The following is a 24,713-nucleotide window of genomic DNA, read 5'->3' on the forward strand; positions in this document are numbered from 1 at the left end:
CCACCCCCCCACTACCCTCCCCCCTGCTTTCCGTTACGATTGCCCCCCTCCACCCCCCCCCCCCCCCCCCCGCCCCCCCCCCCTCCCCCCCCCCCCCCCCTCCACTCTCTCCGCAGGCTGGACGGAGCCGTGGGGGATCTCCTTCCTGCCCGGCGGAAAGAGAGCGCTGGTGACGGAGCGCCACAGCTCCACGGTGTGGCTCCAGGGGCGTGACGGCTCCAAGAAGAAGGTGGGTGCGGTGCCGAACACGGTCAACGGCACCGCCGGCGCCGGCGTGGGCAACGGCGGGCTGCTGGGCGTCGCCCCCTCCCCCACCTGGAACGGGACGACGGACCGGGACGTGTTCTTCGTCCACACGGCCGCCGAGGGCACGCGGGTCGTGAAGATGCGCTTCGACGGCACCTCGCTCAGCGGCTACACGGTCGTCCTCGGCGGGATCCGCCGGGGCGGCGACCACAACGGCGGCCGTATCGCCTTCGGCCCCGACGGATACCTGTACGTCACGACCGGCGACGCCCGCGAGGGCGCCCTGGCGCAGGACAGGAACTCGCTCAACGGGAAGATCCTGCGCATCACCAGGACCGGCGCCGCGGCGCCCGGCAACCCGTTCGGCAACCGTGTCTACAGCCTCGGCCACCGCAACCCGCAGGGTCTGGCCTGGGACGCCCGGGGCAGGCTGTGGGAGTCCGAGATCGGCGCGGACACCTGGGACGAACTCAATCTGATCCAGCCGGGCGCCGACTACGGCTGGCCCGCCTGCGAGGGCGGCTGCTCCGCCGCGGGCATGACCAACCCCAAGGCGGTGTGGAAGCCGAGCGACGGAGGCGTGCCCGCCCAGTTGGCCGTCGTCGACAACTCCGTCTACGCGTCGACGCTGCGCGGAGAGCGGCTGTGGCGGCTGCCGATCAACGCCGACGGACGGAGCGTCGGCAGGCTGACCGCGTTCTACAACGGCGCCTACGGGAAGCTGCGCGCCCTCGCCAAGGTCCCCGGCACCAACGAGCTGTGGCTCGGCACCGACCGGAAGGGCTACCAGCTCGACAAGATCCTCAAAGTCGCCGTCAGGTGAGCAGACCGCGCAGCAGCAGGTCCACCACCGCGGTGAACTCCTCCTCGACTCCGGGCTGCCGCCACTCGCGTGCGTAGCCCGGGTCGTGGAAGCGGCCCGTGGCCTGGAAGACCGCGCGGGCGGTGGCGGCCGGGTCGGGGGCGGCGAAGGCGCCGGCGGCGACGCCGTCCTGGATGATCCGGGTGAGCTGGGCCGTGAGGTCGGTGATGTGCTCGCCGACCGCCGTGACGTTCTCCTCGGTCAGCACCGTGTACGTCCGGAACAGCTCCGGGTCGTCGCCCGCCTTGTGCCGCTTGGCCTCGAACAGGGCCGCGAGCCAGGCCCGCAGCCGGTCCTCGGGAGAGCCGTCCGCGGCGACGATGCCGGCGAGCTGCTGCGAGGTCCGGTCCAGCCACCGCTTGGTCACCGCCTCGCGCAGCACCGCCTTGGTACGGAAGTGCCGGTAGACGCTGCCGTGGCTGACACCGAGCGCGCGGGCCACGTCGACCACAGTGGCCTTGGCCGGGCCGTGGCGGCGCAGCACCTCCTCGGTCGCTTCGAGGATGCGCTCGGCGGTCAGGGTCTCGGTGGGCGGTGCCATGGCTAGACCGTACCCGGCGTCATGGTCACCGCTCGCTGTCGAGGTGAGCCATGGCGGCGGCCGGGTAGCGGTCGCCGGCCGCGGCGTCCGCCGGTACGGCCTGCTCGATCGCCGTCAGGTCGGACTCGTCCAGGGTCACGTCCAGCGCGCCCAGCGACTCGCTCAGCCGCTCGCGGGTGCGGGCGCCGATCAGCGGCACGATGTCCTCGCCGCGGGTGAGCACCCAGGCGATGGCGATCTGCGCGACCGTCACGCCCTTCTGCTCGGCGATCTTGCGGAGCGCGTCGACCAGGTTCAGGTTGTGCTGGAGGTTGTCGCCCTGGAAGCGGGGCGAGTAGGCGCGGAAGTCGTTCGCCGCCAGTTGCCGGTCGCGGGAGAAGTGGCCGGAGATCAGGCCGCGGGAGAGAACTCCGTACGCGGTGACGGAGATGCCCAGCTCACGGGTGGTCGGCAGGATCGACTGCTCGATCCCGCGGGAGATGAGCGAGTACTCGATCTGCAGGTCCGCGATCGGCGCGGTGGCGGCGGCCCGCCGGACGGTCTCGGCGCCGACCTCGCTCAGGCCGACGTGCCGGACGTACCCCTGCTCGATCAGTTCGGCGATCGCGCCGACGGTCTCCTCGATCGGCACGTCCGGGTCGAGGCGGGCGATCCGGTAGACGTCGATGTGGTCGACGCCGAGGCGCTGCAGGGAGTAGGCGGCGAAGTTCTTCACCGCGGCGGGCCGGCCGTCGTAGCCGGTCCAGCCGCCGTCGGGGCCGCGCAGGGCGCCGAACTTCACGCTGACCTGTGCCTGCTCGCGCCGGGCGGCGGGCGCGGAGCGCAGGGCCTCGCCGATCAGCATCTCGTTGTGGCCCATGCCGTAGAAGTCGCCGGTGTCCAGCAGCGTCACGCCCGCCTCCAGGGCGGCGTGGATGGTGGCGACGGACTCCGCGCGGTCGGCGTCGCCGTACAGCGCGGACATGCCCATGCAGCCGAGGCCGAGGGCGGAGACCTGGGGGCCGGTGGTTCCGAGGGTTCGGGTTCGCATCGTCATGCCCTCCACCCTGCCATGACAGATAACAGATTTCAATATCTGTCAGTCCATAGTTGTCAGCGCCTCTCGGGGCACCACTTGGTCCAGACCTATTGACGAGAGGTCTGGACCACATGCACTGTCATGGACAGTGCACCCCCACGGGACGACGCACCGACATGCCTACGACACCTCGCCGCACCCCCACCGGGAGGATCCGCATGCTCCGCCGCACGCTCAGGCTGCTCAACGCAGCACTCACCACGGCCGTCCTCGCCCCCCTCGCGATCGCCGCCGCCCCCACCGCCTCGGCCGCCGACACCTGCGCCCTGAAGTCCCGCCCGGCCGGAAAGGTACTCCAGGGCTACTGGGAGAACTGGGACGGCTCGGCCAACGGCGTTCATCCGCCCTTCGGTTGGACCCCCATCACCGACTCCCGCATCCCCGCACACGGCTACAACGTCGTCAACGCGGCCTTCCCGGTCATCCGTTCGGACGGCACGGCCCTGTGGGAGGACGGCATGGACAGCGGCGTGAAGGTGGCCACGCCCGCCGAGATGTGCGCGGCCAAGGCGTCCGGCCAGACCATCCTGCTGTCGATCGGCGGCGCGGCGGCCGGCATCGACCTCTCCTCCAGCGCGGTCGCCGACCGGTTCGTGGCGACCATCGTCCCGATCCTGAAGAAGTACAACTTCGACGGCATCGACATCGACATCGAGACGGGGCTGGTGGGCAGCGGGAACATCTCCCAGCTGTCCACGTCCCAGGCCAATCTGATCCGCATCATCGACGGCGTTCTCGCCCGGATGCCGTCCGGCTTCGGCCTGACGATGGCCCCGGAGACCGCGTACGTCACCGGCGGCAGCATCACCTACGGCTCGATCTGGGGCGCGTACCTGCCGATCGTCAAGAAGTACGCCGACAACGGCCGGCTGTGGTGGCTGAACATGCAGTACTACAACGGCAGCATGTACGGCTGCTCGGGCGACTCCTACTCGGCGGGCACCGTAGCGGGATTCACCGCCCAGACCGACTGCCTCGACAAGGGCCTGGTGGTGCAGGGCACCACCGTCAAGGTGCCCTACGACAAGCAGGTGCCGGGGCTGCCCGCACAGCCGGGCGCGGGCGGCGGCTACATGTCACCGTCCCTGGTCTCCCAGGCCTGGAAGCACTACGGCAGTTCGCTCAAGGGCCTGATGACCTGGTCGGTCAACTGGGACGGCTCGAAGAACTGGACCTTCGGCGACAACGTGAAGGCGCTTCAGGGACGCTGACGGCCCTGCCCCGCAACCTGCTCCGGCGGCCGCCCTTCAGCGGGCCGTGAGGGCGAGCTTGGCGCCGAGCGCGAGGAAGGACCCCGCGAAGCTCCGTCGCAGCCAGGCCATGACCCTGGGCCGGGACATGACTTGACTGCGTACGGAGGCGGCCAGCACCCCGTACAGGGCGAAGACGACGAAGGTCAGCAGCATGAAGACGCCGCTCAGGCCCAGCATGCGCGGGAGCGCGTGCGGCTCTTCGGGGCTGACGAACTGGGGCAGGAAGGCGAAGAAGAAGATCGTCAGCTTGGGGTTGAGCAGATTGATCAGCACGCCCCGGACGATCACCTGCACCGCCGACCGGGGTCCGCTGTCCCGCTCGACGACGATGGCCTCCTTGTCCCGCAGCGTCGCCCACGCCATGTACAGCAGGTAGGCGACACCGGTGTACTTGAGGACCTGGAAGGCGGCGGCGCTCGCGTTCAGCAGCGCGGCGAGCCCGGTGACGGTGGCGAGGACGTGCGGCACGATCCCGAGCGCACAGGCGAACGCGGCGACCACGCCCGCCCGGCGGCCGTGGGACAGGGCGGCGGCAAGGGTGTAGACGACACCGGTACCCGGGGTGGCGACGACCACCAGGGTGGTCAGCAGAAAGGCAAGGCTCATGAGGCCACCCTGGTGACCCGGGCGATGCCCGGACAGGGCCAATCCCGGGCCTTCATGGAGGACCAATTCGGAAGACCGGCTCCGTTGGACACGGTCCGCCGGGGCTCGGAGAATGGAACTGCCGGCGAGCAGTCTCTCAGGCGGCGCCTGCCGTCGGCCGTGCGGTGCTCTCGCGCCGCCGAGGAGGCCCGCGATGAGCATCCGTATCGCCACCTTCAACATGGAGAACCTCTTCCGCCGGCCCACGGCGTTCCGCCTCTCGGACACGGCCGAGCGCGAAGAAGTCCTCAGCGACTTCGCCAAGTTGGTCACTCTCCTCGACCTGCCGGTGTATCAGGGCGCCGACAAGGCGGAGATCGCCGGGCTCATCCAGAAGCACCGGGCGTACGCCATCGACCCGGTGAACCCGCCGCTGATCTTCGTGAACCAGTCCCGCCCGGGCGCGGGCTCCGGGCTGTTCAGGACGCACGGCTCGGGGAAGGACACCACCGTCGAGATCACCGCCGACGGCCGTTCCGGGTGGGCCGGTTGGGCCGAACTGGGGCAGGACGACCTCGATCTGGACGTTGTGCGCAACACCGGCCGGGTGGTCTCCGAGGTCGACGCGGACATCCTGCTCACGGCGGAGGTCGAGGACCGGCTCACCCTGGAGCGCTTCAACACGCAGGTCCTGGCCGGGGCGCTGGGCAGGCGGCCGTACCCGTACAACCTGCTGATCGACGGCAACGACGCCCGGGGCATCGACGTCGGGATCCTCAGCCGTCACCCGATCACGTCCGTGCGGACCCATATCTTCGACACCAACCCGGAACGCCCCGACCAGCGCCTCTTCAGCCGTGACTGCCCCGAGTTCGAGATCCGGCTCGACGGTTCCCCCCTCGTGCTCCTCGGCAACCATCTCAAGAGCAAGTTCCAGGACGATCCGGAACTGCGGCTGGCCCAGGCCAGGCGGGTCGCGGAGATCTACCAGGCCGCACTGGAGCGCACCCCGTACGTCGTCGTCGCCGGCGACCTCAACGACGACCCGAACAGCGCGCCGGCCGTGGAACTGGGGGAAACGGGCCTGCGTGACGTGATGAGCCATCACGCCTATCGCGGAGTGCCGGGCACCCACGGTGAGTGCAGGAGCGAGCAGGACAAGCTCGACTACATACTGCTCCCGCCGTCGTTGTGGCCCGAGGTGCAGCACGTCGGGGTGGAGACCCGGGGAATCTTCGCAAAGGGCATCAAGTCCTTCGACACCGTCACGTCGAAGGGGAACGCGGCCTCGGACCACGCGGCGCTGTTCGTGGACCTGGACCTGTGAAACGCAGCGGTGGGGGGGGGGGGGGGGGGGGGGGGGGGGGGGGGGGGGGGGGGGGGGGGGGGGGGGGGGGGGGGGGGGGGGGGGGGGGGGGGGGGGGGGGTTGCGGTCTTTCCCCCCCCCCCCCCCCCCCCCCCCCCCCCCCCCCCCCCCCCCCCCCCACCCCCCCTCCCCCCCCCCCCCCCCCCCCCCCCCCCCCCCCCCGGGACGGGCTTCGGGTCAGCAGCCCAGCAGGCGGCTGGCGAGGTAGCCCTCGATCTGGTCCAGCGACACGCGCTCCTGCTTCATGGAGTCACGCTCACGGACCGTCACCGCGTTGTCCTCGAGGGTGTCGAAGTCGACGGTGACGCAGTACGGCGTACCGATCTCGTCCTGGCGACGGTAGCGGCGGCCGATGGCGCCCGCGTCGTCGAACTCGATGTTCCAGTGCTGACGCAGCGCCTGGGCGAGACCCTTGGCCTTCGGGGACAGCTCGGGGTTGCGGGACAGCGGGAGCACCGCGACCTTCACCGGGGCCAGACGGTGGTCCAGGCGCAGCACCGTGCGCTTCTCCATCTTGCCCTTGGCGTTCGGCGCCTCGTCCTCGACGTAGGCGTCGAGCAGGAAGGCCAGCATCGTGCGGCCGACACCGGCCGCGGGCTCGATGACGTACGGCGTCCAGCGCTCGCCGGCCTCCTGGTCGAAGTAGGAGAGGTCCTGACCGGAGGCCTTGGAGTGGGCGCCGAGGTCGTAGTCGGTCCGGTTGGCGACACCCTCCAGCTCGCCCCACTCGCTGCCGCCGAACTGGAAGCGGTACTCGATGTCGGCGGTGCGCTTGGAGTAGTGGGAGAGCTTCTCCTGCGGGTGGTCGTACCAGCGCATGTTCTCCTCACGGAGACCCAGGCCGGTGTACCAGTTCCAGCGCTGCTCCATCCAGTACTCCTGCCACTTCTCGTCCTCGCCCGGCTTGACGAAGAACTCCATCTCCATCTGCTCGAACTCGCGGGTCCGGAAGATGAAGTTGCCGGGCGTGATCTCGTTGCGGAAGGACTTGCCCATCTGCGCGATGCCGAACGGCGGCTTGCGACGCGAGGTGGTCTGGACCTGGGCGAAGTTGGTGAAGATGCCCTGCGCGGTCTCGGGACGCAGGTAGGCGACGGAGCCGGAGTCCTGGGTCGGGCCGAGGTGGGTGGAGAGCAGACCCGAGAACTGCTTGGGCTCGGTGAACTGACCCTTGTTGCCACAGTTCGGGCAGTTGATGTCGGCCAGGCCGTTCGCCGGGGCGTGGCCCTTCTTCTCCTCGTACGCCTCCTCGAGGTGGTCCGCGCGGAACCGCTTGTGACACGAGGTGCACTCGGTCAGCGGGTCCGTGAAGGTGGCGACGTGGCCGGAGGCGACCCAGACCTCGGAAGCCAGGATGACGGACGAGTCGATACCGACCACGTCCTCGCGCGACGTCACCATGTAGCGCCACCACTGGCGCTTGATGTTCTCCTTGAGCTCGACACCCAGCGGTCCGTAGTCCCAGGCGGCACGCTGTCCGCCGTAGATCTCACTGCAGGGGAAAACGAAGCCACGGCGCTTGCTCAGGCTGACGATGGTGTCGATCTTGTCGGCGGCCACGGTGCTCTCTTCATTACGACGACGGGCGTTGAAGCGAGATGCTTCCAGCGAATGATTCAGGTTACCGGCGCAGGCTCCCCCACGGCCAAATCGGCCCCCCATCTCGGGCCCCTGACGGGCCTTGTTGACAACGGTTTCCATGTTTGTTGAAAATGACTGTCATGAACGTACGACGACAGCTCATATCCGCGGTGGCGACGACCGCGGCCTCCGTCCTCGGCCTCGCCACCCTCTCCGCCTGCTCCGGCGCGAGCGCCGCGGGCAACACGAGCAAGTTCGACGTCGTCGCGTCGTTCTACCCGATGGCCTTCCTCGCCGAGCAGATCGGCGGCAGCCACGTCCACGTCACCACGCTGACCTCCCCCGGCCAGGAGCCGCACGACCTGGAGATCAGCCCGCAGCAGATCGCCGGGCTCGAGGAGTCCGACGCGGTCCTGTACCTGAAGAACCTCCAGCCCTCCGTCGACCAGGCGGTGGCCCAGTCCCCGGTGCGGACGAAGATCGACGCGGCCTCCCTGACCTCGCTGGAGGAGCACGGCAACGAGGTCGGCGGCCACGCCGCCGCGCACGACACGCAGGAGGGCGAGGAGTCCGGCGGCAAGGACCCGCACATCTGGCTCGACCCGGTGCGCTACGCCCAGGTCACCGAGGGCGTGGGCAAGGCCTTCGAGAAGGCCGACCCGGATCACGCGGCCGACTACCGGAAGAACACCGCGGCCCTGGTCAGGAAGCTGGACGACCTGAACACGCGGTTCAAGGACGGCCTCGCGCACACGAAGAGCAAGGTCTTCATCACCACGCACGCCGCCTTCGGCTACCTCGCCGAGCGCTACGGCCTCACCGAGGAGGCCATCAACGGCCTCGACCCCGAGTCCGAGCCCAGCGCGGCGCGGGTGAAGGACCTGGAGACGATGGCCAAGGCCGACGGCGTCACCACCGTCTTCTACGAGACGCTCGTCAGCGACCGGACCGCGAAGACCGTCGCGGGTGACGCGGGCCTGCGCACGGACGTCCTCGACCCGCTCGAGGGCATCACGAAGAAGTCCCGGGGCACCGACTACTTCTCGGTCCAGGAAGCCAACCTCAAGGCCCTCCGGCAGGCCCTGGGCGCCAAGTGACCGGCACGGAGGACGACATCATGGGCGAGCCCGTCATCGCCATGCGCGGGGTGACCGCGGAACTCGGCTCGCGGCCGGTCCTGCGCGGCATCGATCTCACCGTGCGCAGCGGTGAGGTCGTCGCGCTGCTCGGCGCGAACGGTTCCGGCAAGTCGACGGCGGTGCGCAGCATCATCGGCCAGGTGCCGGTCAGCGGTGGCTCGATCGAGCTGTTCGGCACGCCGCGGCGCAGCTTCCGGGACTGGGCACGCGTCGGGTACGTACCGCAGCGCACCACGGCCGCGGGCGGTGTCCCGGCCACGGTGACCGAGATCGTCTCCTCGGGCCGGCTGGCCCGCACCCGCTTCGGCGTCTTCCGCAAGGCGGACCGGGCGGCCGTGCAGCGCGCCCTGGAACTGGTCGGCATGGCGGACCGCGCCAAGGACTCGGTGACCGCGCTCTCCGGCGGCCAGCACCAGCGGGTGCTGATCGCCCGCGCCCTGGTCGCCGAGCCCCAGCTGCTGATCATGGACGAGCCGATGGCGGGCGTCGACCTGGCCAGCCAGGAGGTGCTCGCGCACACACTCCGCGAGCAGGTCGCGGCCGGTACGACGGTCCTGCTGGTCCTGCACGAGCTGGGCCCGCTGGAGCCCCTGATCGACCGGGCGGTCGTCCTGCGCGACGGCTGTGTGCTGCACGACGGCCCACCCCCACGGGCAGTCGGCCAACATGCGCTACCCGGCCACGACCACGTACACCCGCACGCACCCGCGGGCACCGAATCTCTCCGCACGGGACTGCTGAGCTGATGGACCTCCTCGACTACGCCTTCATGCAGCGCGCTCTGATCGCGGCCGTCCTGGTCGGCATCACCGCGCCCGCGATCGGCATCTACCTCGTCCAGCGCCGCCAGCCCCTGATGGGCGACGGCATCGGGCACGTGGCGATGACCGGCGTCGGCCTCGGCTTCCTGCTGAACGCCTCGCCGGTGTGGATGGCCACCGCCGTCTCAGCGCTCGGCTCGGTGCTGATGGAACTGATCCGCTGGTACGGCAAGACCCGCGGCGACATCGCCCTCGCAATGCTCTTCTACGGCGGCATGGCCGGCGGTGTCATGTTCGTGAACATCGCTCCGGGCGGCTCCAACGCCAACCTGATGTCGTACCTGTTCGGCTCGCTGTCGACGGTCGCCCCCTCGGACGTGACCGCGATCACGCTCCTCGCCGCGTTCGTGGTCGCCGTGACGCTCGGACTGCGCCGCCAGCTGTTCGCGGTCAGCCAGGACGAGGAGTTCGCGCGGGTCACCGGGCTGCCGGTGCGCGCCCTGAACCTGCTCACCGCCGTCACGGCGGCGGTCACGGTGACCGTCGCCATGCGGGTGGTCGGCCTGATCCTGGTCTCCGCGCTCATGGTCGTACCGGTCGCCGCCGCACAGCAGCTCACCCGGAGCTTCGCCGCGACCTTCGCGATCGCCGTCGCCATCGGCGTCACCGTGTCGATCGGCGGCACGGTCACCTCGTTCTACCAGGACGTTCCGCCCGGTGCGACGATCGTCCTGCTGACCATCGGGGCGTTCGTCGTCCTCACCGCCCTGGCCACCCCGCTGGCCCGCCGACGCGCCCGCGCGGCCGCCGCGGCACAGCCCGCGGGCGACCCCGCCGAGTGCTCGATTCCGGCCACCCGAGGGGCGGGCGACGAGGTCGGTGTCTGACCGCGCACAGCCCGGGCTGGCACAATGGCCCGGGCAGACGCGAGACGTGAGGAGACGACGGTGACGACCGCTGGACCGCCCGTGAAGGGCCGCTCCACCCGGCAGCGCGCAGCCGTGGCGGCGGCCCTCGACGAGGTGGACGAGTTCCGCAGCGCGCAGGAACTGCACGACATGCTCAAGCACAAGGGCGACTCGGTCGGTCTGACCACGGTCTACCGCACCCTGCAGTCCCTCGCCGACGCCGGTGAGGTGGACGTCCTGCGCACCTCGGACGGCGAGTCCGTCTACCGCCGCTGCTCCTCCGGCGAACACCACCACCACCTCGTCTGCCGCGGCTGCGGCAAGGCGGTCGAGGTAGAGGGCCCCGCGGTGGAGAAGTGGGCCGAGGCGATCGCGGTGGAACACGGCTACGTCAACGTGGCGCACACCGTGGAGATCTTCGGGACCTGTGCGGAGTGCGCCGCGAAGCGTTGACCAGCGTCAGGGTCGGTCAGTCCCGCCCGAAGCACCGCTCCAGCTCGTCCAGGCCGTAGAAGGCGCTGCCCTTGGTGATGGGACGGCAGCCCGTCTTGAAGGCCGTCTCCTTCTCGTTGTAGAGCATGCGCACCAGGTAGTCGTCGCCCTTGCGGAAGACGTCCCACTGGATGTTGGCGCCCAGGGGGGCCACGGAGGCACCGCGCCAAGGGTTGCCGGCGTAGGTGTACGGCTCCTCGGGCGTCGCCGGCTCGGTGCTGCCGGGCAGGCCCATCAGCGCGGCCAGCGGGATGATCTCCTCGGCGTGGGTGAAGCGCAGTTCGGCGCCGAGGTCGCTGGTGCCGTCCCGCTTGGCCTCCACCTGCTTGAAGAAGTCGTCCAGGAGGACGCCGGCCATCTTGTACGTGATGTCGCTGTCGGCGAAGCCAGGCCCCTTCTCGTAGAAGTCCTCGGCGTCGCTCAGGTACCCGAACCAGGCCGCGTCGGAGCGGGAGACGTACCGCTCCATGCCCCAGCCCTGCCCGTCGGGGCTCTCCTCGCTCATCGCGGGCGCGATGGCGTACAGGTTGTAGACGGCCTGCGCGGCCGGGACCTGGTCGGCGATCCCCTCGACGAAGTCGTCCTTGAAGATCCTGCGCAGGACGCTGCGGGCGGCCTCGTGCGTCCGCGGCTGGTCGGTGATCGACTTCAGGGTGTTCGCGAGACGCCGGTCGTGCGCGATGTAGTCGCGGTAGGCCGCGCCGCCCGCCGCCTTGTGGAAGTACAGCAGGTCCTTGTCGGTGCGGGTGGGCCCGATCAGCGGCCCCAGCGCCGGGTCGGCCTCGGCGAGCGCGCCCGCGAAGGTGTTGCCGCTGTCGACGGCCCGGCCCTGGCCGGAGCTGACCACGTCGATCTTCTCGCCGTCCGCGGCGATCTTCCCGAACAGGGAGGGCAGCCGCTGCTGCATGCGCGCGGCCGTGTCCTTCAGCTCCTGCTTGCCGCGTCCGCTGAGGTTGCCGTAGCCGACCTGGGACATGGCGGCCTGCAGGGCCCGTACCGCCGGCCCGAACTCCTCGCCCCTGCGGGTGAGTTGTCCCTGCTCCTGCGCCTTGTCCCACAGGGCGAGGACGAGGTCGCCGTCCTCTCTGTCCGTGGCGGCCCGGGAGCCGTGCCGGGAGACGTTCTCGGTGAAGACGGGGGTGTAGCCGGCGGGGGTCCGCTGGTAGGTGCGCGGGTTCTGCCCGGGCGTGTAGGGCGCCTTGGTGCCGTAGGAGTCCCGGTGTGCGGGACCGTCGGACGCGTGGGCCGGCAGCGCGGTGAGCAGGAGGGCGCCGAGGGCGAGGACAGGCGTGAGACGTCTCATGAGTCCCGCATCCTCGGCGGCCCGGGTGAACCGCCGGTGGCTACGAAGTGGCGTCATCACCCTTGATGGCGGCTTCCATGGCGAGGAGTTCCTCGTTCGGGACGGCTCCGCCGAAGCGGCGGTCGCGGGAGGCGAACTCCATGCAGGCCCGCCACAGGTCGCGGCGGTCGAAGTCCGGCCACAGCACGTCCTGGAAGACCATCTCGGCGTACGCGCTCTGCCAGAGCAGGTAGTTGGAGGTGCGCTGCTCGCCGCTGGGGCGCAGGAACAGGTCCACGTCCGGCATGTCCGGGTAGTACATGTACTTCTGGAGGGTCTTCTCGTTGACCTTGGAGGGGTCGAGACGGCCCGCCTTCACGTCCTCGGCGAGCGCCTGCGCGGCGTCGGCGATCTCGGCGCGGCCGCCGTAGTTCATGCAGAAGTACAGCGTGAGCAGGTCGTTGCCCTTGGTCTGCTCCTGGGCGACCTGCAGCTCCTTGGCGACCGACTTCCACAGCTTGGGCATCCGGCCCACCCAGCGCACCCGGATGCCCAGCTCGTCGAGCTGGTCGCGGGTCTTGCGGATGAAGTCGCGGTTGAAGTTCATCAGGAAGCGGACCTCGTCGGGCGAGCGCTTCCAGTTCTCGGTCGAGAAGGCGTACAGGGAGATGTTGCGGACGCCGACCTCGATGGAGCCCTGCAGCACGTCGAGCACCCGCTCGGCGCCGACCTTGTGGCCCTCGGTGCGGGGCAGCCCGCGCTCCTTGGCCCAGCGGCCGTTGCCGTCCATGACGATCGCCACGTGGTTCGGCACCAGCTCGCCCGGGAGCTTCGGTGCGCGGGCGCCGGACGGGTGCGGCTCCGGCGACTTGTACTCGCGGCGCTGACGTCCCAGGATCCCGCGTACGACCATGTGCTTCTCGTCTCCCTTGCTCACTGTTCCACGTACCGGAGGGAGCGCAGTCCGCGCTCCAGATGCCAGTGCAGATAGGCGGACACCAGCCCGCTGCCCTCCCGGACGTAGCGCGCCTCGCACGCGTCCGCCGTCTCCCAGTCTCCCGTAAGCAGCGCGCCGAGGAGTACCAGGGTCTGCGGCGAGGGTACGACGCTGCCGGGCACCCGGCAGTCGACGCAGACGGAGCCTCCGGAGGCCACCGAGAAGAAGCGGTTCGGACCGGGCATTCCGCACTTGGCGCAGTCGCCGAAACTGGGCGCGTAGCCGTTGACGGCCAGCGAGCGCAGCAGGAAGGCGTCGAGGACGAGGTTCGGGGCGTGCTCGCCCCGGGCGAGCGTGCGCAGGGCGCCCACCAGCAGCAGGTACTGCTGCACGGCCGGCTCGCCCTCGTGGTCCGTGAACCGCTCGGCGGTCTCCAGCATGGCCGTGCCGGCGGTGTAGCGCGCGTAGTCGGTCACGATCCCGCCACCGTACGGAGCGATCGTCTCGCTCTGCGTGCACAGCGGCAGCCCGCGCCCGACCAGCTCACTGCCCCGCGCGAAGAACTGCACGTCGACGTGGGAGAACGGCTCCAGCCGGGCCCCGAACTTCGACTTGGTCCGCCGCACCCCACGGGCCACGGCACGCACCCGCCCGTGACCACGCGTGAGCAGCGTGATGATGCGGTCCGCTTCTCCGAGCTTCTGGGTGCGAAGGACGATGCCGTCGTCCCGGAACAGACTCATGGCTCCATTCTGCCCGCTCTCTTCAAGGGACCTCTCCGCGGCTGCGTGCATTGGCGTGGGCCGTGGCCGCGCTCAGCCGCTCGGCCTGGGTGGCCCGGCGGACGGCCTCCGGTCTCGCGTCCCACTCCCGCCCGCCGCCGTACGGTCGCAGCTGGACGTACGGCCCTTCGTGCCCCATGACGATGCCGAGGCGTCCGGTACGGGTGTCGACGGCACAGGAGCCGACGGGGAGTTTCATCGCGTCCACCTCCGGTGGCTCCCCTGCCCCCGGCAATTTCACGCTTCGCATGCCACTGGTGGCCCAGCGTGCCTAGACTCGGCCGGAGTCTGCCCTGCGCGGTGCGTCCCACGCCGCCCGGTGAGCTGCGTCAACTCACCTCCTGCCGAGGCCATTTCACCCCGTCATTGGTGTGACCTGTGGCGGCTACGCCATTCGTGTGCGATCTCTTGACCGCCCCCACAGGCGCTCTTATGGTCACGCTGACCGATCGGACGTAGGACGTCGTACCTCCCCCTCCCCCCGACCTCGCTGGAGGAACCGTGCGCGACGACGTGACCCACGACGTGCCGGCACCGCGCCGCCGGTCGCTCCTGAAGTACACGGGGGCCCTGGGCGCGGCCGCCGCCCTTCCGCCGGTACTGGCGGGCTGCTCCGCCGGCCCGGAGTCCACGAACGACACCGGGAGCGGGGGCAGCGGCAGGAACCGCACGCTGACCGCGGTGATCGGGTACGGCAACGACGGCAGCTGGGATCCGACGCAGACGGCGTCGGCGTTCGCCATGGCCGCGAACAACCACATCTACGAGGGGCTGCTCGACACCGACCCGATCTCCCGGGTGCCGTACCCGGCGCTCGCCACCGAGGTGCCGAAGGACCCGAACGCCACGGCCTGGCGGTTCACACTGCGGTCCGGTGCGACCTTCCACGACGGGAAGCCGGTCACCGCCGACGACGTCGTCTTCGTCTTCGACCGGATCCTCGACCCGAAGACCCAGACCCTCGCCAAGGGCTTCTTCGTCAGCTGGCTGCAGGAGGCGCGCAAGGTCGACGCGAAGACCGTCGAGCTGGTCCTGAAGTTCCCCTTCCCGGACGGGATCGCCCGGCTGACGCTGGCCAAGATCATGCCCAAGCACGTGTTCTCCAGGCCCGGCGCCTGGGACGACGCGATCAAGGGGCTCGCGGTGGGCTCGGGGCCGTACCGGCAGACCGCGCACCACCCGAAGTCGAACACCACCTTCGAGGCGTTCGCGGCCTACAACGGCCCGCGCAAGCCCGCCTTCAAGCGGATGAACTGGCTGACGATCGTGGACGCGGCCCCGCGCGTGGCCAAGATCTCCGGCACCGGCGCGGGCGCGCAGATCGCCGACAACATCCCCTACGCCAACATCCCCCGCCTGGAGCAGGGCGGTCTGAAGGTCGCGGGCGGCGCCGGGATGAACAACCTGTTCCTGATGTTCAACACCAGGCACAAGCCCTTCGACGACGTGCGGGTGCGGCAGGCACTGCACTACGCGATCGACACCGAGAAGATGGTGCAGGTCGCGCTGAAGGGGCACGGAAAGCCCGCGTCGTCGTTCCTCAACGAGGCCAACCCCAGCTACCGGCGGGCCAAGTCCGTCTACGACTACGACCCCGAGAAGGCGAAGGCGCTGCTGAAGGCCGCCGGGGTCAAGGGCCTGAAGATCGAGATCCTCGCCGTGAACGTCAGCTGGATCGTGGACTGTCTGCCGACCGTCAAGTCCTCCTGGGACGCGATCGGCGTGGAGACGACGCTGGCGCCGCAGGAGACCACGGCCGTGTTCACCAAGATGGACCAGAAGCAGGACTACCAGGTGGTGGCCGCGGCCTCGAACCCCAACCAGTTCGGGCTCGACGCCGACCTGATCATGCACTACAACTACGGCCCCCAGAACCTGTGGATGCAGTACACGCGGTGGGCCGACAACCCGGTCGCCAAGCAGCTCTTCAAGGACATGGACCGGGCGACCCGGGAGCCGGACCCGGCGAAGAAGAAGGCGATGATCCAGGACTACGTCGACGTCGTCGCCGAGCAGGCCGTGCTCTACCCGGTCGTCCACAACGAGCTGATGACCGCCTGGGACCCGCGCAAGCTCACGGGGATAAGGCCGCAGCCCTACCCGGGCGTCAACCTCCTGCAAGCCCAGTGGACCTGACGGCATGACGGCTGTCGTACGGATCCTGCTCCGCCGCGTCACCCTGCTCGTGCCGCTGCTGCTCGGGATCGTGCTGTTCGTGTTCCTGGTGATGCGGTTCTCGGACGTCGACCCGGCGTCCGCGTTCTTCCAGGGCGCGAACCCGACCCCGCAGCAGCTGCACGACTTCCGGGAGCGAGGCGGCCTGCTGGACCCGCTGCCACTGCGCTACGTCCACTTCGTCGGCGACCTGCTCCACGGCGACCTGGGCACCAGCGCCCTGACCCGGGCCCCGGTCGTCGACCAGGTCACCACCGCGCTGCCGCTCACCCTCCAGCTGACCTTCCTCGGCCTCGGCCTCGCGGTCGTCCTGGCGCTGGCGGGTGGCGTCACCGCCGCCGTGTACCGCGACCGGCTGCCGGACCAGGTCATCCGGGTGGTCTCCCTCGTCGGGGTCGCCGCGCCCGGCTTCTGGCTGGCGCTGCTGATGATCCAGTACCTGGCGGTGGACCGGGGCTGGTTCCCGACCGGCGGCTACATCAACCCGGCCGACTCCTTCACCGGCTGGCTGAAGACCATGGCCCTGCCCGCCTTCGCACTGTCCCTGCCGGTGGCCGCCCAGCTGACCCGGATCGTGCGGACGTCGGTGGTGGAGGAGCTGGACAAGGACTACGTGCGCACCGCGATCGGCAGCGGACTGCCGCCCCGGGTGGTCGTGGGCCGGAACGTCCTCAGAAACGCCCTGGTCAATCCGCTCACCGTGCTCGGTCTGCGGGTCGGCTATCTGCTCGGCGGCGCCGTCGTCATCGAGACGATCTTCTCCCTGCCCGGCATGGGCAAGCTGATGATCGACGCCGTGCAGAACGGCGACCCGGCCGTCGTCCAGGGGGTCGTCCTGACCACCGCGACCGGGTTCGTCGTCGTCAACCTCGTCATCGACATCCTCTACCTGCTCGTCAACCCACGTCTGAGGGCGGCCTGATGGTCACGCGCGCCGAGCTCACCGAGCGGCTCTCCCGGCCCGGCGTCCGGCTCCGCGGCCGGCGCCGGCTGCCGCCGCTGTCGAAGGTCGCCGTCTGCTTCCTGACCCTGGTCGTCCTGGTCGCGGTGCTCGCCCCGGTGCTCGCTCCGCACGACCCGCTCGACCAGCAGGACCCGGTCGACGGCACCGGACATCCGTCGGCCGCGCACTGGATGGGCCAGGACAGCCTCGGCCGGGACATCCTCAGCCGGCTGATGTACGGCGCCCGCTGGTCGCTGGCGATCGGGCTGGGCGCGACCGCGCTCGCGCTGGTCGCCGGGGCGCTGCTCGGAGCGCTCGCGGCCACCTCCCGCAAGTCCGTGGACGAGACGCTGATGCGCTGCCTGGACGTGGTGATGGCGTTCCCGGGCATCGCGCTCGCGGCCGTGCTGGTCGCCGTCTTCGGCGGCGGGATCAACGTGCTGATCTGCGCGATCGCCTTCCTGTTCACGCCGCCGGTCGCCCGGGTGGTGCGGGCCAACGTGCTCGACCAGTACGGGGAGGACTACGTCACCGCGGAACGCGTGATCGGCGCGCGCACCCCGCACATCGTGCTGCGGCACGTGGCCGTCAACTGTGCCGCCCCGGTCCTGGTGTTCTGCACGGTCCAGGTCGCCGAGGCCATCGTCTTCGAGGCGTCGCTGTCCTTCATCGGCGCCGGCGTGCGGCCCCCGGACCCGTCCTGGGGCAGTGTCATCGCCGACGGCAAGAACATGGTGCTGACCGGCGGCTGGTGGGCGACCGTCTTCCCCGGGCTGCTGATCCTGCTCACCGTCCTGTCCCTGAACATCCTCTCCGAGGGCGTCTCGGACGCCTGGGCGGCCCCGGCGGCCCGGGAGGTGGCGGCGCCCGAGGACCGGCTGGAGACACCGGAACCCGGCATCGGCGAGGTGCTCCCGCTGCCCGGTCTGGCCGAGGCCGCTCGCCGGTTGCGCTCCCGGGCCCGGCCCCTGCCCGACCGGTCCGGACAGCCGGTGCTCGCGGTGGAGAACCTCGCCATCGGCTTCCCGGACCGGCACCGGGGCGTGGACATCGTGGACGGGGTCAGCTTCGAGGTGCACCCCGGTGAGGTGCTGGGCCTGGTGGGCGAGTCGGGCTGCGGCAAGTCGCTGACCGCGCTCACCGTCATGGGCCTGCAGCCGAAGGAGGCCCGGGTGCGCGGGCAGGTGCGCTTCCGGCAGCGGGACCTGCTGGCCGAGCCCGTGCGGGTACGGCGGCGGCTGCTCGGCCACGAGATGGCGATGGTCTACCAGGACGCCCTGTCCTCGCTGAACCCGGCGATGACCATCCGCGCCCAGCTGAAGCAGCTGGTGCGGCGCGGTGGCCGCCGCAGCCCGCACGAACTGCTGTCGCTGGTCGGCCTCGATGCCGAGCGCACCCTGCGCAGCTACCCGCACGAGCTGTCCGGCGGGCAACGCCAGCGCGTCCTGATCGCGATGGCCCTCTCCCGCGACCCCGCCCTGATCGTGGCCGACGAGCCGACCACCGCCCTGGACGTCACCGTGCAGGCCCAGGTCATGGAGCTGCTGCTGCGGCTGCGGGAGGAACTGGGCTTCGCGCTGATCCTCGTCTCCCACGACCTGGCGCTGGTCGCCGACATCACCGACCGGGTCGTGGTGATGTACGGCGGACAGATCGTGGAGACGGGCGTGACCGCCGACCTGGTGGAGGCACCGGCCCACCACTACACGCGCGGCCTGCTCGGCAGCGTGCTCTCGCTGGAGTCCGCCGAGGAGCGGATGACGCAGATCAAGGGTGTCGTACCGTCCCCCGCCGACTTCCCGGCGGGCTGCCGCTTCGCCGACCGCTGTCCCCTGGCGACGGAGATCTGCCACACCACCTCACCCGTCCTCACAGGCACACCCACGCACACGGCCGCCTGCCACCACCCGGCGGTGCAGTTGGTGTCGGCGGAGAGCGAGGAGGCGCTGCAGTGACCGCTGTCGTGGAAGTCAGGGACGCCCACGTCGTCCACAAGGCCCGCAGCGGCGGCCTGTTCACCCGCGACCGGGTGTACGCCCTGACCGGCGCCGATCTCAGCGTGGCGCCCGGCGAGACGGTCGGGGTGGTCGGCGAGTCGGGGTGCGGGAAGTCGACGCTGGCGAAGGTGCTGGTGGGCATCGAACGGCCGACCTCCGGGACGGTGTCGTTCCGGGGCCGGGACCTGTGGTCGATGCCGCCCGCCGAACGCCGGGCCGCGGTCGGCGCGGGCACCGGCATGATCTTCCAGGACCCGGCGACGGCCCTGAACCGCCGGCTGACGGTGCGCAGGGTCCTGCGCGACCCACTGGACGTCCACGGACGCGGTACGCGAGCCGAGCGGGAGGACCGGGTGCGGGAACTGATGGCCCTGGTGGGTCTCCCCCGGGCCCTCGCCGACGCGCTGCCCGGGCAGCTCTCCGGCGGCCAGCGGCAGCGCGTCGCCATCGCCCGCGCCCTCGCTCTGGACCCCGGTCTGGTGGTCGCGGACGAGCCGACGAGCGCCCTGGACGTCTCGGTCCGCGCGCAGATCCTCAACCTGCTCCTGGACCTGAAGGAACGCCTCGGCCTCGCCCTGGTGTTCGTCTCGCACGACATCCAGACCGTACGGCGGATGAGCGACCGGGTGATCACCATGTACCTGGGCCGGATCGTGGAGGAGACCCCGGCCGCCCGGGTCACCGGCCAGGCCCGGCACCCGTACACCCGCGCCCTGTTCTCCGCCACGCCCGGCCTGCTCGACCCCATCGACCCGATCCCGCTGACCGGCCCGGTGCCGTCGGCGACCCGCCCGCCGAGCGGCTGCCCCTTCCGTACCCGCTGCTGGAAGGCGGACGAGGTCTGCGCGGGTTCGATGCCGGACTTCTCGGCCGCGTCGCGGCCCGGACACCGCTTCCGCTGCCACCATCCTGTGGAGGAGGACGAGTCGACCCGTGACCTAGCACGCCAGGAGCCCTGAATGACTTTTCCCGCCCCGCTGACCGGTGTCGTACCGCCCGTCTGCACCCCCCTGACACCGGACCGCGAGGTGGACGTCCTCTCGCTGCTCAGGCTGGTGGAGCACCTGGTGGAGGGCGGTGTGCACGGCCTGTTCCTGCTCGGCTCGACCTCGGAGGCGGCCTTCCTGACGGACCGCCAGCGCCGCCAGGTGGTGGAAACGGTCGTGGGCCACCTGGGCGGACAGCTGCCCATCCTCGCGGGCGCCATCGACATGACCACCCCGCGCGTCCTCGACCACGTCGCGGCGGTCACCGCGGCCGGCGCCCGGGCCGTCGTCGTCACCGCCCCCTTCTACGCCCGCACCCACCCCGCCGAGATCGTCCACCACTACCGCCGGATCGCGGCCGCGAGCCCGGTCCCGGTGATCGCCTACGACATCCCGTCCGCCGTACACACCAAGCTCCCCACCGAAGCGGTACTGGGTCTCGCCGGCGACGGTGTACTGGCGGGCCTGAAGGACTCCAGCGGAGACCTGGCCGTCTTCCGGGAGATCGTCACCGGCGCCCGCGCCCACCCCGGCTTCAGCGTCCTGACCGGCTCCGAGCTGATCGCCGACGCGGCGCTGGCACTGGGCGCGGACGGCGCGGTGCCGGGTCTGGCCAACGTGGACCCGCACGGCTACGTCCGCCTCTACCGCCTGTGCCGGTCGGGCGACTGGGAGGCTGCCCGGGCCGAACAGGAGCGGCTGTGCGCGCTGTTCGGGATCGTCGGGGTCGGGGACCCGGCCCGGATGGGCGGCAGTTCGTCGGCCCTCGGCGCGTTCAAGGCGGCGCTGCACCTGCGCGGAATCATCGCCTGCCCGGTGACGGCGGAGCCGCAGGTGCCGTTGTCGGGGGACGAGGTGGCGAAGGTGGGGAAGTTCTTGGCCGGGGCCGGGCTGCTCTAGGCAGTTTCGTTCGGATCAGTCGGCCCTTGGTACCGGCACCCTGTGATGCCTGTGCGTCACCACCGCTCACGCGATGCGCAGGGGCTGCAGGACGAGAAGCGATAAAATTACCCAAATCGGTGGCCTGACTTCCGGACCTGGGCTGCACTCGACCTGTGTGACCTTGGGGAGCGGCATGATGGCGAGGTCTCCTGAGAAACGCGGAGTCCCGCACAGCGCTGGCGTGCGGGCCAGGTTGCTGCCCCTCCTGCCCGCTCTGCTGCTGCTCATCGGCCTGCTCATCGGCCTCTTCACACCCCGTGCCGTCAGGCCGGACGCCTTCCTCGCCACAGCCATGATCTCCGGCGCCGCACTGCTGCCCCTGTGGGCGACCGTGCTCACCGGGGTGGGCGCGTGCGGCATCTTCCTCGGCCTGATGGCCGACTTCGACGCGCTGCGGGATGCGACCGCCTACTCCGAGCTGGCCACCCTCGTGGCGATCGCGGCGTTCGCCGTCTTCTTCAACCGCCTGCTGGACCGACGCGCCCATCAGCTGGTCCAGGTCCGCTCAGTGGCCGAGACCGCCCAGCTGGCGGTGCTGCATCCGATTCCACGGCACCTCGGTCACGTCACACTCGAGAGCCTGTACCTGGCTGCTGCGGCGGAAGCCCGGATCGGCGGCGACCTGTACGAGGCGATACACACCCCGCACGGCGTACGGCTGCTCATCGGCGACGTACGCGGCAAAGGACTGCTCGCGATGCAGGCGGCGGCGATGCTGCTCAGCGCCTTCCGCGAGGCCGCCCACGACGCGCCCGACCTGCCCCACCTCGCGCGCCGCCTGGAGACGAGCGTGAGCCGCAGCGCCGCCAAATACCCGGAGATCCCCGGCTCGGAGGTCGTCGCCGAACGCTTCGCCACCGCGCTCCTCGCCGAGATCCCGGACGACGAGCCGGTCGTCCGGACCGTCACCTGCGGCCACCCTCCCCCACTGCTGCTGCACCGCGGCGAGGTACGAGAGCTGGAGCCCGCCGCCCCCTCGCCGCCACTCAACCTCGGCGACCTGGTGAGCGACGGCTACCACGTCGACCTCACCCCCTTCCACCCCGGAGACCAGCTACTGCTGTACACCGACGGAGTCACCGAGACCCGCGACCGCTCCGGCACCTTCTACCCTCTTGCCGAACGCGTCCGCTCATGGAGCGGCGAGGCCCCCCACCAGCTCCTCGCCCATCTCCACCGTGACCTGCTCGCCTACAGCGGCGGCGCGCTCGACGACGACATCGCCGCCCTCGTCGCGCGGCGGCGCCCTAGCCTCTGATCCTGGGATGCCACCGAGTACTGCGTCGGCTACGACGCCGTGGGGCGAGTCTCCTTCAGGGCGTCCATGAAGGGGGCGAAGGATGCGGCGGGGAAGGTGAGGGTGGCTCTCGCCGGGGCCTTGGAGTCGCGGATGCATATGTGGGTGACGGCGGTCGCGATCTCCACGCAGTTGTTGCCGTCGCCGCCGCCTGAGTAGGACGACTTCCGCCAGTTGTCGGGGGTGGTCACGGTAGGTCTCACAGCTCCTTGGCCACTCTGTGGATGACGTCACGCGAACGATTGGGGTCGAGTGATGCAGCTTCTACCCTACGGAAGAGCGTTCGAAAGACGCTGAGTTGAGCCTCGGAGTCGATGAAGCCTGTGCCATGAGGTGCGTCGCGAACGGCCGTGTCCAGCTTGGGTACCGCACCGCCCGCAAGCATCACGGGGCTCCACGCCCCGCCGAAGCCGTCCAGGTCGAAGGGGATGACACGCACGGTGATGTGGTCGGCCTCGGAAAGTTCCAGGACACGGAAGAGCTGGGCCCGCGCATCGGCTCGGTCGCTGAGCCTGATGCGCAGTGCCGCCTCGTGGATGACCGCCTCATAGGGAGCAGGATCAGGCCCCACGAGGATCGTCTTGCGCTGCATACGATGCTGGACACGCAGTTCAAGATCCTCCTCGGGGAGTTCGGGAATCCTGGAGGAGAACGCGGCACGGGCGTACGCAGGCGTCTGCAGCAGGCCGGGAATGAACAGGAACTCCACGTCGCGCCGGTACGTGGAGTGGTGTTCCAACTCGGTGAGGTCCAGGAACGGCGTGGGCAGTCGTTGCCGGTACTCCTCCCACCAACCCCGCGTACGGTCGGTCGCCATGGCCACCAGGGCATCGATCAGTTCACCGTCCGAGCATGAGTAGTTGGCGGCGAGAAGGCGCAGCCGCTTCTCGCTCACGCCCGTGAGGCCGGTCTCGATCTGACTGATCTGCGCTGAACTGACTCCGAGCATTTCCGCCGCCTCGCGGGCCGGGAGGCCTGCGGCGTCACGGAGCCTGCGCAACTCAGCCGCCAACCGCATCTGACGTGCCGTTGGCTCGCTTCTCAGCGCCATGACTCTCTCCTCCCAACACGCGTGCATGCGCGACTCGTTCGGGGTCAGGTTACGCGGTCGGCTTGCAAAACTTAAAAATCTAGGTCTACCGTCTGTGATGTTAAGAACACGCAGCGGAAGCGCACTGCGTCGTCCTGCCATGACGGCTGCGGCATTGCCACCGCTCCTGAAATCCCCTCCCTCGGACCGGAGTTGATGACGCATGCCTGAAACCTGGGACTACACCCTCTACATCCCGAACGACCTCAGAGCCGTCACCGTCTGCCGCCGCACCCTGCGCCTGATCCTGACGATGCACGACCTGATCAGGATGGTGGACATCGCCGAACTCCTCGCGGCGGAACTGGTCTCGAACGCCGTACGGCACACGAAGGGGCCGGCCGCGCTCAGGGTGCGCCGCTCCCCGGAGGGGGTGGTGTGGATCGGGGCGTGGGACACGGACCCGGGGCCGCCGGAGCCTCCGCGGTCGCTGGAGCAGGTCGCCGAGCTGGTGGAGGAGGGGCGGGGGTTGGCGCTGGTCAGGGCGTGTGCGGACTACTGGGGCTGGCAGCCGTCGGCCAGGTTCGGGAACCGGGGGAAGTTCGTGTGGTGCGAGCTGGGGGCTGCGTGATGGTGGGCTCGTCGCATGAAGCGCTGCACCGGATCTTCCAGAAAGACCCGGCGCTACTGACCCGGGCGTTACAGCGGGTGCTGGACGTGTCGTTTCCCGAGCCGCGGGAGATCGCTGCGTTGAACGTGGACCTGACCGAGGTCGAGCCGGTGGAGCGGCGGGTGGACACGCTGCTGCGGGCGGAGACGGACGAGGGCACGTACCTCCTGGTGGTCGAGTCACAGGGGAAGGTGGACGACCGCAAGCGGGGCAGCTGGCCGTACTACCTCTCCTACCTCTACGAGAAGTACCGCTGTGAGCCCGTGCTCATCGTCATCACCCAGAGCAGCGCCACCGCACGCTGGGCATCGCGCCCGATCCGGCTCGGCTTCCGGGACTGGCACTCGCTGACGGTACGGCCGCTGGTGCTGGGTCCGGACAACGTGCCGGTGATCACGAGTGAGCGGCAGGCCGAACGGGACGTACCCCTTGCGGTGCTCTCGGCCATGACACACGGGCGGGGCCCGCAGGCTCCGGCCATACTGGAGTCCCTGGCCTCCGCTCTGCGGACCATCGACCCTGACAGTGCCGCGGTCTTCGTGCAGTTCGTCGACTCATGCCTGGCCGACCCCCAGGCGAAGCAGATGTGGAGGGACCTGATGACGGCGATCCAGTACTTCTGGCGACACCCACTGGCCGAGCAGGTACGCGAGGAGGGCCGAGAGCAGGGCCTGGAACAAGGTCGGGCTGAGGCCAAGGCCGAGATGATCCTTCACATCCTGGAGTGGCGCGGCATCCCGGTGCCCGACGCCGTCCACGAGCGAGTGAGCGCCTGCACGGAACTGGACCAACTCGAGGTCTGGGCCCAACGAGCCGTGCATGCCACGGATGCAGCGGAGCTGTTCGCCGAGAAGTGAGGG

At 70.2% G+C, this 24,713-nt stretch carries 25 protein-coding genes (1 of these 25 only partly in view); 15 read left to right on the plus strand and 10 right to left on the minus strand.

Translation table 11 applies throughout. The features are described 5' to 3' along the window. Window positions 1-1,069, plus strand: the 3' portion of a protein-coding gene (locus AC07DS_RS04065; protein WP_479142471.1) for a PQQ-dependent sugar dehydrogenase. Its footprint begins 230 nt before the window's first position; the window shows 1,069 of its 1,299 coding nt (coding positions 231-1,299); the start codon falls outside the window, past its left edge; its stop codon occupies window positions 1,067-1,069. Here the strand turns inward: AC07DS_RS04065 and AC07DS_RS04070 are convergent. Next, a complete protein-coding gene (locus AC07DS_RS04070; protein WP_479142472.1) occupies window positions 1,062-1,649 on the minus strand; it encodes a TetR/AcrR family transcriptional regulator in 588 nt (195 codons plus the stop codon). The two genes, AC07DS_RS04065 and AC07DS_RS04070, sit on opposite strands and share 8 nt — an antisense overlap. Window positions 1,650-1,674: 25 nt before the next feature. Then, a complete protein-coding gene (locus AC07DS_RS04075; RefSeq protein WP_479142474.1) occupies window positions 1,675-2,685 on the minus strand; it encodes an aldo/keto reductase in 1,011 nt (336 codons plus the stop codon). Between the two features lie 200 nt (window positions 2,686-2,885). Here AC07DS_RS04075 and AC07DS_RS04080 point away from each other — a divergent pair, with 200 nt between their 5' ends. Continuing rightward, on the plus strand, window positions 2,886-3,938 hold the full coding sequence (locus AC07DS_RS04080) for a chitinase (protein WP_479142476.1): 1,053 nt from the start codon (window positions 2,886-2,888) through the stop codon (window positions 3,936-3,938). 36 nt (window positions 3,939-3,974) lie between these two features. On the opposite strand, the gene AC07DS_RS04085 is transcribed toward AC07DS_RS04080, so the two are convergent. After that, complete coding sequence (locus AC07DS_RS04085) at window positions 3,975-4,586, minus strand: LysE family translocator (RefSeq protein WP_479142478.1); 612 nt, start codon at window positions 4,584-4,586, stop codon at window positions 3,975-3,977. Window positions 4,587-4,779: 193 nt separating this feature from the next. Here AC07DS_RS04085 and AC07DS_RS04090 point away from each other — a divergent pair, with 193 nt between their 5' ends. Next, entirely contained in the window at window positions 4,780-5,892 is a 1,113-nt protein-coding gene (locus AC07DS_RS04090; RefSeq protein WP_479142480.1) for an endonuclease/exonuclease/phosphatase family protein, read from the plus strand. A gap of 216 nt (window positions 5,893-6,108) precedes the next feature. Here AC07DS_RS04090 and AC07DS_RS04095 read toward each other — a convergent pair whose 3' ends face one another. After that, window positions 6,109-7,491 (minus strand): glycine--tRNA ligase, encoded by a 1,383-nt coding sequence (locus tag AC07DS_RS04095; RefSeq protein ID WP_479142482.1) that lies wholly within the window; start codon window positions 7,489-7,491, stop codon window positions 6,109-6,111. Between the two features lie 161 nt (window positions 7,492-7,652). Between AC07DS_RS04095 and AC07DS_RS04100 the strand changes: the two genes are divergently transcribed. Genes AC07DS_RS04100 through AC07DS_RS04115 form a run of 4 tightly spaced genes read left to right on the plus strand, consistent with a single transcriptional unit; the run spans window position 7,653 to window position 10,773 of the window. Next, complete coding sequence (locus AC07DS_RS04100; RefSeq protein WP_479142484.1) at window positions 7,653-8,609, plus strand: metal ABC transporter substrate-binding protein; 957 nt, start codon at window positions 7,653-7,655, stop codon at window positions 8,607-8,609. A gap of 17 nt (window positions 8,610-8,626) precedes the next feature. After that, entirely contained in the window at window positions 8,627-9,397 is a 771-nt protein-coding gene (locus tag AC07DS_RS04105) for a metal ABC transporter ATP-binding protein (protein ID WP_479142892.1), read from the plus strand. Beyond that, entirely contained in the window at window positions 9,397-10,299 is a 903-nt protein-coding gene (locus tag AC07DS_RS04110) for a metal ABC transporter permease (RefSeq protein ID WP_479142486.1), read from the plus strand. Before AC07DS_RS04105 ends, AC07DS_RS04110 begins: the two co-directional genes overlap by 1 nt. A 60-nt stretch (window positions 10,300-10,359) precedes the next feature. After that, entirely contained in the window at window positions 10,360-10,773 is a 414-nt protein-coding gene (locus AC07DS_RS04115; RefSeq protein WP_479142488.1) for a Fur family transcriptional regulator, read from the plus strand. 16 nt (window positions 10,774-10,789) lie between these two features. On the opposite strand, the gene AC07DS_RS04120 is transcribed toward AC07DS_RS04115, so the two are convergent. Genes AC07DS_RS04120 through AC07DS_RS04135 form a run of 4 tightly spaced genes read right to left on the minus strand, consistent with a single transcriptional unit; the run spans window position 10,790 to window position 14,012 of the window. Further along, a complete protein-coding gene (locus tag AC07DS_RS04120) occupies window positions 10,790-12,115 on the minus strand; it encodes a histidine-type phosphatase (protein WP_479142490.1) in 1,326 nt (441 codons plus the stop codon). A 40-nt stretch (window positions 12,116-12,155) separates the two neighbouring features. Next, the gene (locus tag AC07DS_RS04125) at window positions 12,156-13,007 is read right to left on the minus strand and encodes an isoprenyl transferase (protein ID WP_145883388.1); all 852 of its coding nucleotides are present in this window, start codon (window positions 13,005-13,007) and stop codon (window positions 12,156-12,158) included. A 20-nt stretch (window positions 13,008-13,027) separates the two neighbouring features. Then, on the minus strand, window positions 13,028-13,774 hold the full coding sequence (gene recO, locus AC07DS_RS04130) for a DNA repair protein RecO (RefSeq protein WP_386571960.1): 747 nt from the start codon (window positions 13,772-13,774) through the stop codon (window positions 13,028-13,030). Between the two features lie 22 nt (window positions 13,775-13,796). Beyond that, window positions 13,797-14,012 carry a hypothetical protein gene (locus AC07DS_RS04135; RefSeq protein WP_145883224.1) on the minus strand — a complete coding sequence of 72 codons (216 nt, stop codon included), beginning with the start codon at window positions 14,010-14,012 and terminating at the stop codon, window positions 13,797-13,799. A 302-nt stretch (window positions 14,013-14,314) separates the two neighbouring features. Here AC07DS_RS04135 and AC07DS_RS04140 point away from each other — a divergent pair, with 302 nt between their 5' ends. The 6 genes from AC07DS_RS04140 (at window position 14,315) to AC07DS_RS04165 (ending at window position 22,114) form a co-directional block, all read left to right on the plus strand. Next, window positions 14,315-15,949, plus strand: a complete 1,635-nt coding sequence (locus tag AC07DS_RS04140; protein WP_479142493.1) for an ABC transporter substrate-binding protein — start codon at window positions 14,315-14,317, stop codon at window positions 15,947-15,949. A 4-nt stretch (window positions 15,950-15,953) separates the two neighbouring features. Continuing rightward, window positions 15,954-16,910: an ABC transporter permease gene (locus AC07DS_RS04145; RefSeq protein WP_479142495.1), complete on the plus strand. Its 957-nt coding sequence runs from the start codon at window positions 15,954-15,956 to the stop codon at window positions 16,908-16,910. Continuing rightward, the gene (locus tag AC07DS_RS04150) at window positions 16,910-18,886 is read left to right on the plus strand and encodes a dipeptide/oligopeptide/nickel ABC transporter permease/ATP-binding protein (RefSeq protein WP_479142497.1); all 1,977 of its coding nucleotides are present in this window, start codon (window positions 16,910-16,912) and stop codon (window positions 18,884-18,886) included. Before AC07DS_RS04145 ends, AC07DS_RS04150 begins: the two co-directional genes overlap by 1 nt. Further along, window positions 18,883-19,887 (plus strand): oligopeptide/dipeptide ABC transporter ATP-binding protein, encoded by a 1,005-nt coding sequence (locus tag AC07DS_RS04155; protein WP_479142499.1) that lies wholly within the window; start codon window positions 18,883-18,885, stop codon window positions 19,885-19,887. Before AC07DS_RS04150 ends, AC07DS_RS04155 begins: the two co-directional genes overlap by 4 nt. Further along, a complete protein-coding gene (locus tag AC07DS_RS04160; RefSeq protein WP_479142501.1) occupies window positions 19,888-20,814 on the plus strand; it encodes a dihydrodipicolinate synthase family protein in 927 nt (308 codons plus the stop codon). It begins immediately after the preceding gene. 223 nt (window positions 20,815-21,037) lie between these two features. Beyond that, window positions 21,038-22,114, plus strand: a complete 1,077-nt coding sequence (locus tag AC07DS_RS04165; protein ID WP_479142502.1) for a PP2C family protein-serine/threonine phosphatase — start codon at window positions 21,038-21,040, stop codon at window positions 22,112-22,114. A gap of 29 nt (window positions 22,115-22,143) precedes the next feature. Here AC07DS_RS04165 and AC07DS_RS04170 read toward each other — a convergent pair whose 3' ends face one another. Together AC07DS_RS04170 and AC07DS_RS04175 are read right to left on the minus strand one after the other, a co-directional pair. Beyond that, window positions 22,144-22,344, minus strand: a complete 201-nt coding sequence (locus AC07DS_RS04170; protein WP_479142503.1) for a DUF397 domain-containing protein — start codon at window positions 22,342-22,344, stop codon at window positions 22,144-22,146. A gap of 8 nt (window positions 22,345-22,352) precedes the next feature. Continuing rightward, window positions 22,353-23,204 (minus strand): helix-turn-helix domain-containing protein, encoded by an 852-nt coding sequence (locus AC07DS_RS04175; RefSeq protein WP_479142505.1) that lies wholly within the window; start codon window positions 23,202-23,204, stop codon window positions 22,353-22,355. Window positions 23,205-23,406: 202 nt separating this feature from the next. Between AC07DS_RS04175 and AC07DS_RS04180 the strand changes: the two genes are divergently transcribed. Continuing rightward, window positions 23,407-23,814 carry an ATP-binding protein gene (locus AC07DS_RS04180; RefSeq protein WP_479142506.1) on the plus strand — a complete coding sequence of 136 codons (408 nt, stop codon included), beginning with the start codon at window positions 23,407-23,409 and terminating at the stop codon, window positions 23,812-23,814. Then, complete coding sequence (locus tag AC07DS_RS04185) at window positions 23,814-24,710, plus strand: RpnC/YadD family protein (protein WP_479142508.1); 897 nt, start codon at window positions 23,814-23,816, stop codon at window positions 24,708-24,710. Before AC07DS_RS04180 ends, AC07DS_RS04185 begins: the two co-directional genes overlap by 1 nt. The last annotated feature ends 3 nt before the right edge of the window (window positions 24,711-24,713 follow it).

Source organism: Streptomyces sp. NPDC044064 (assembly GCF_056434245.1).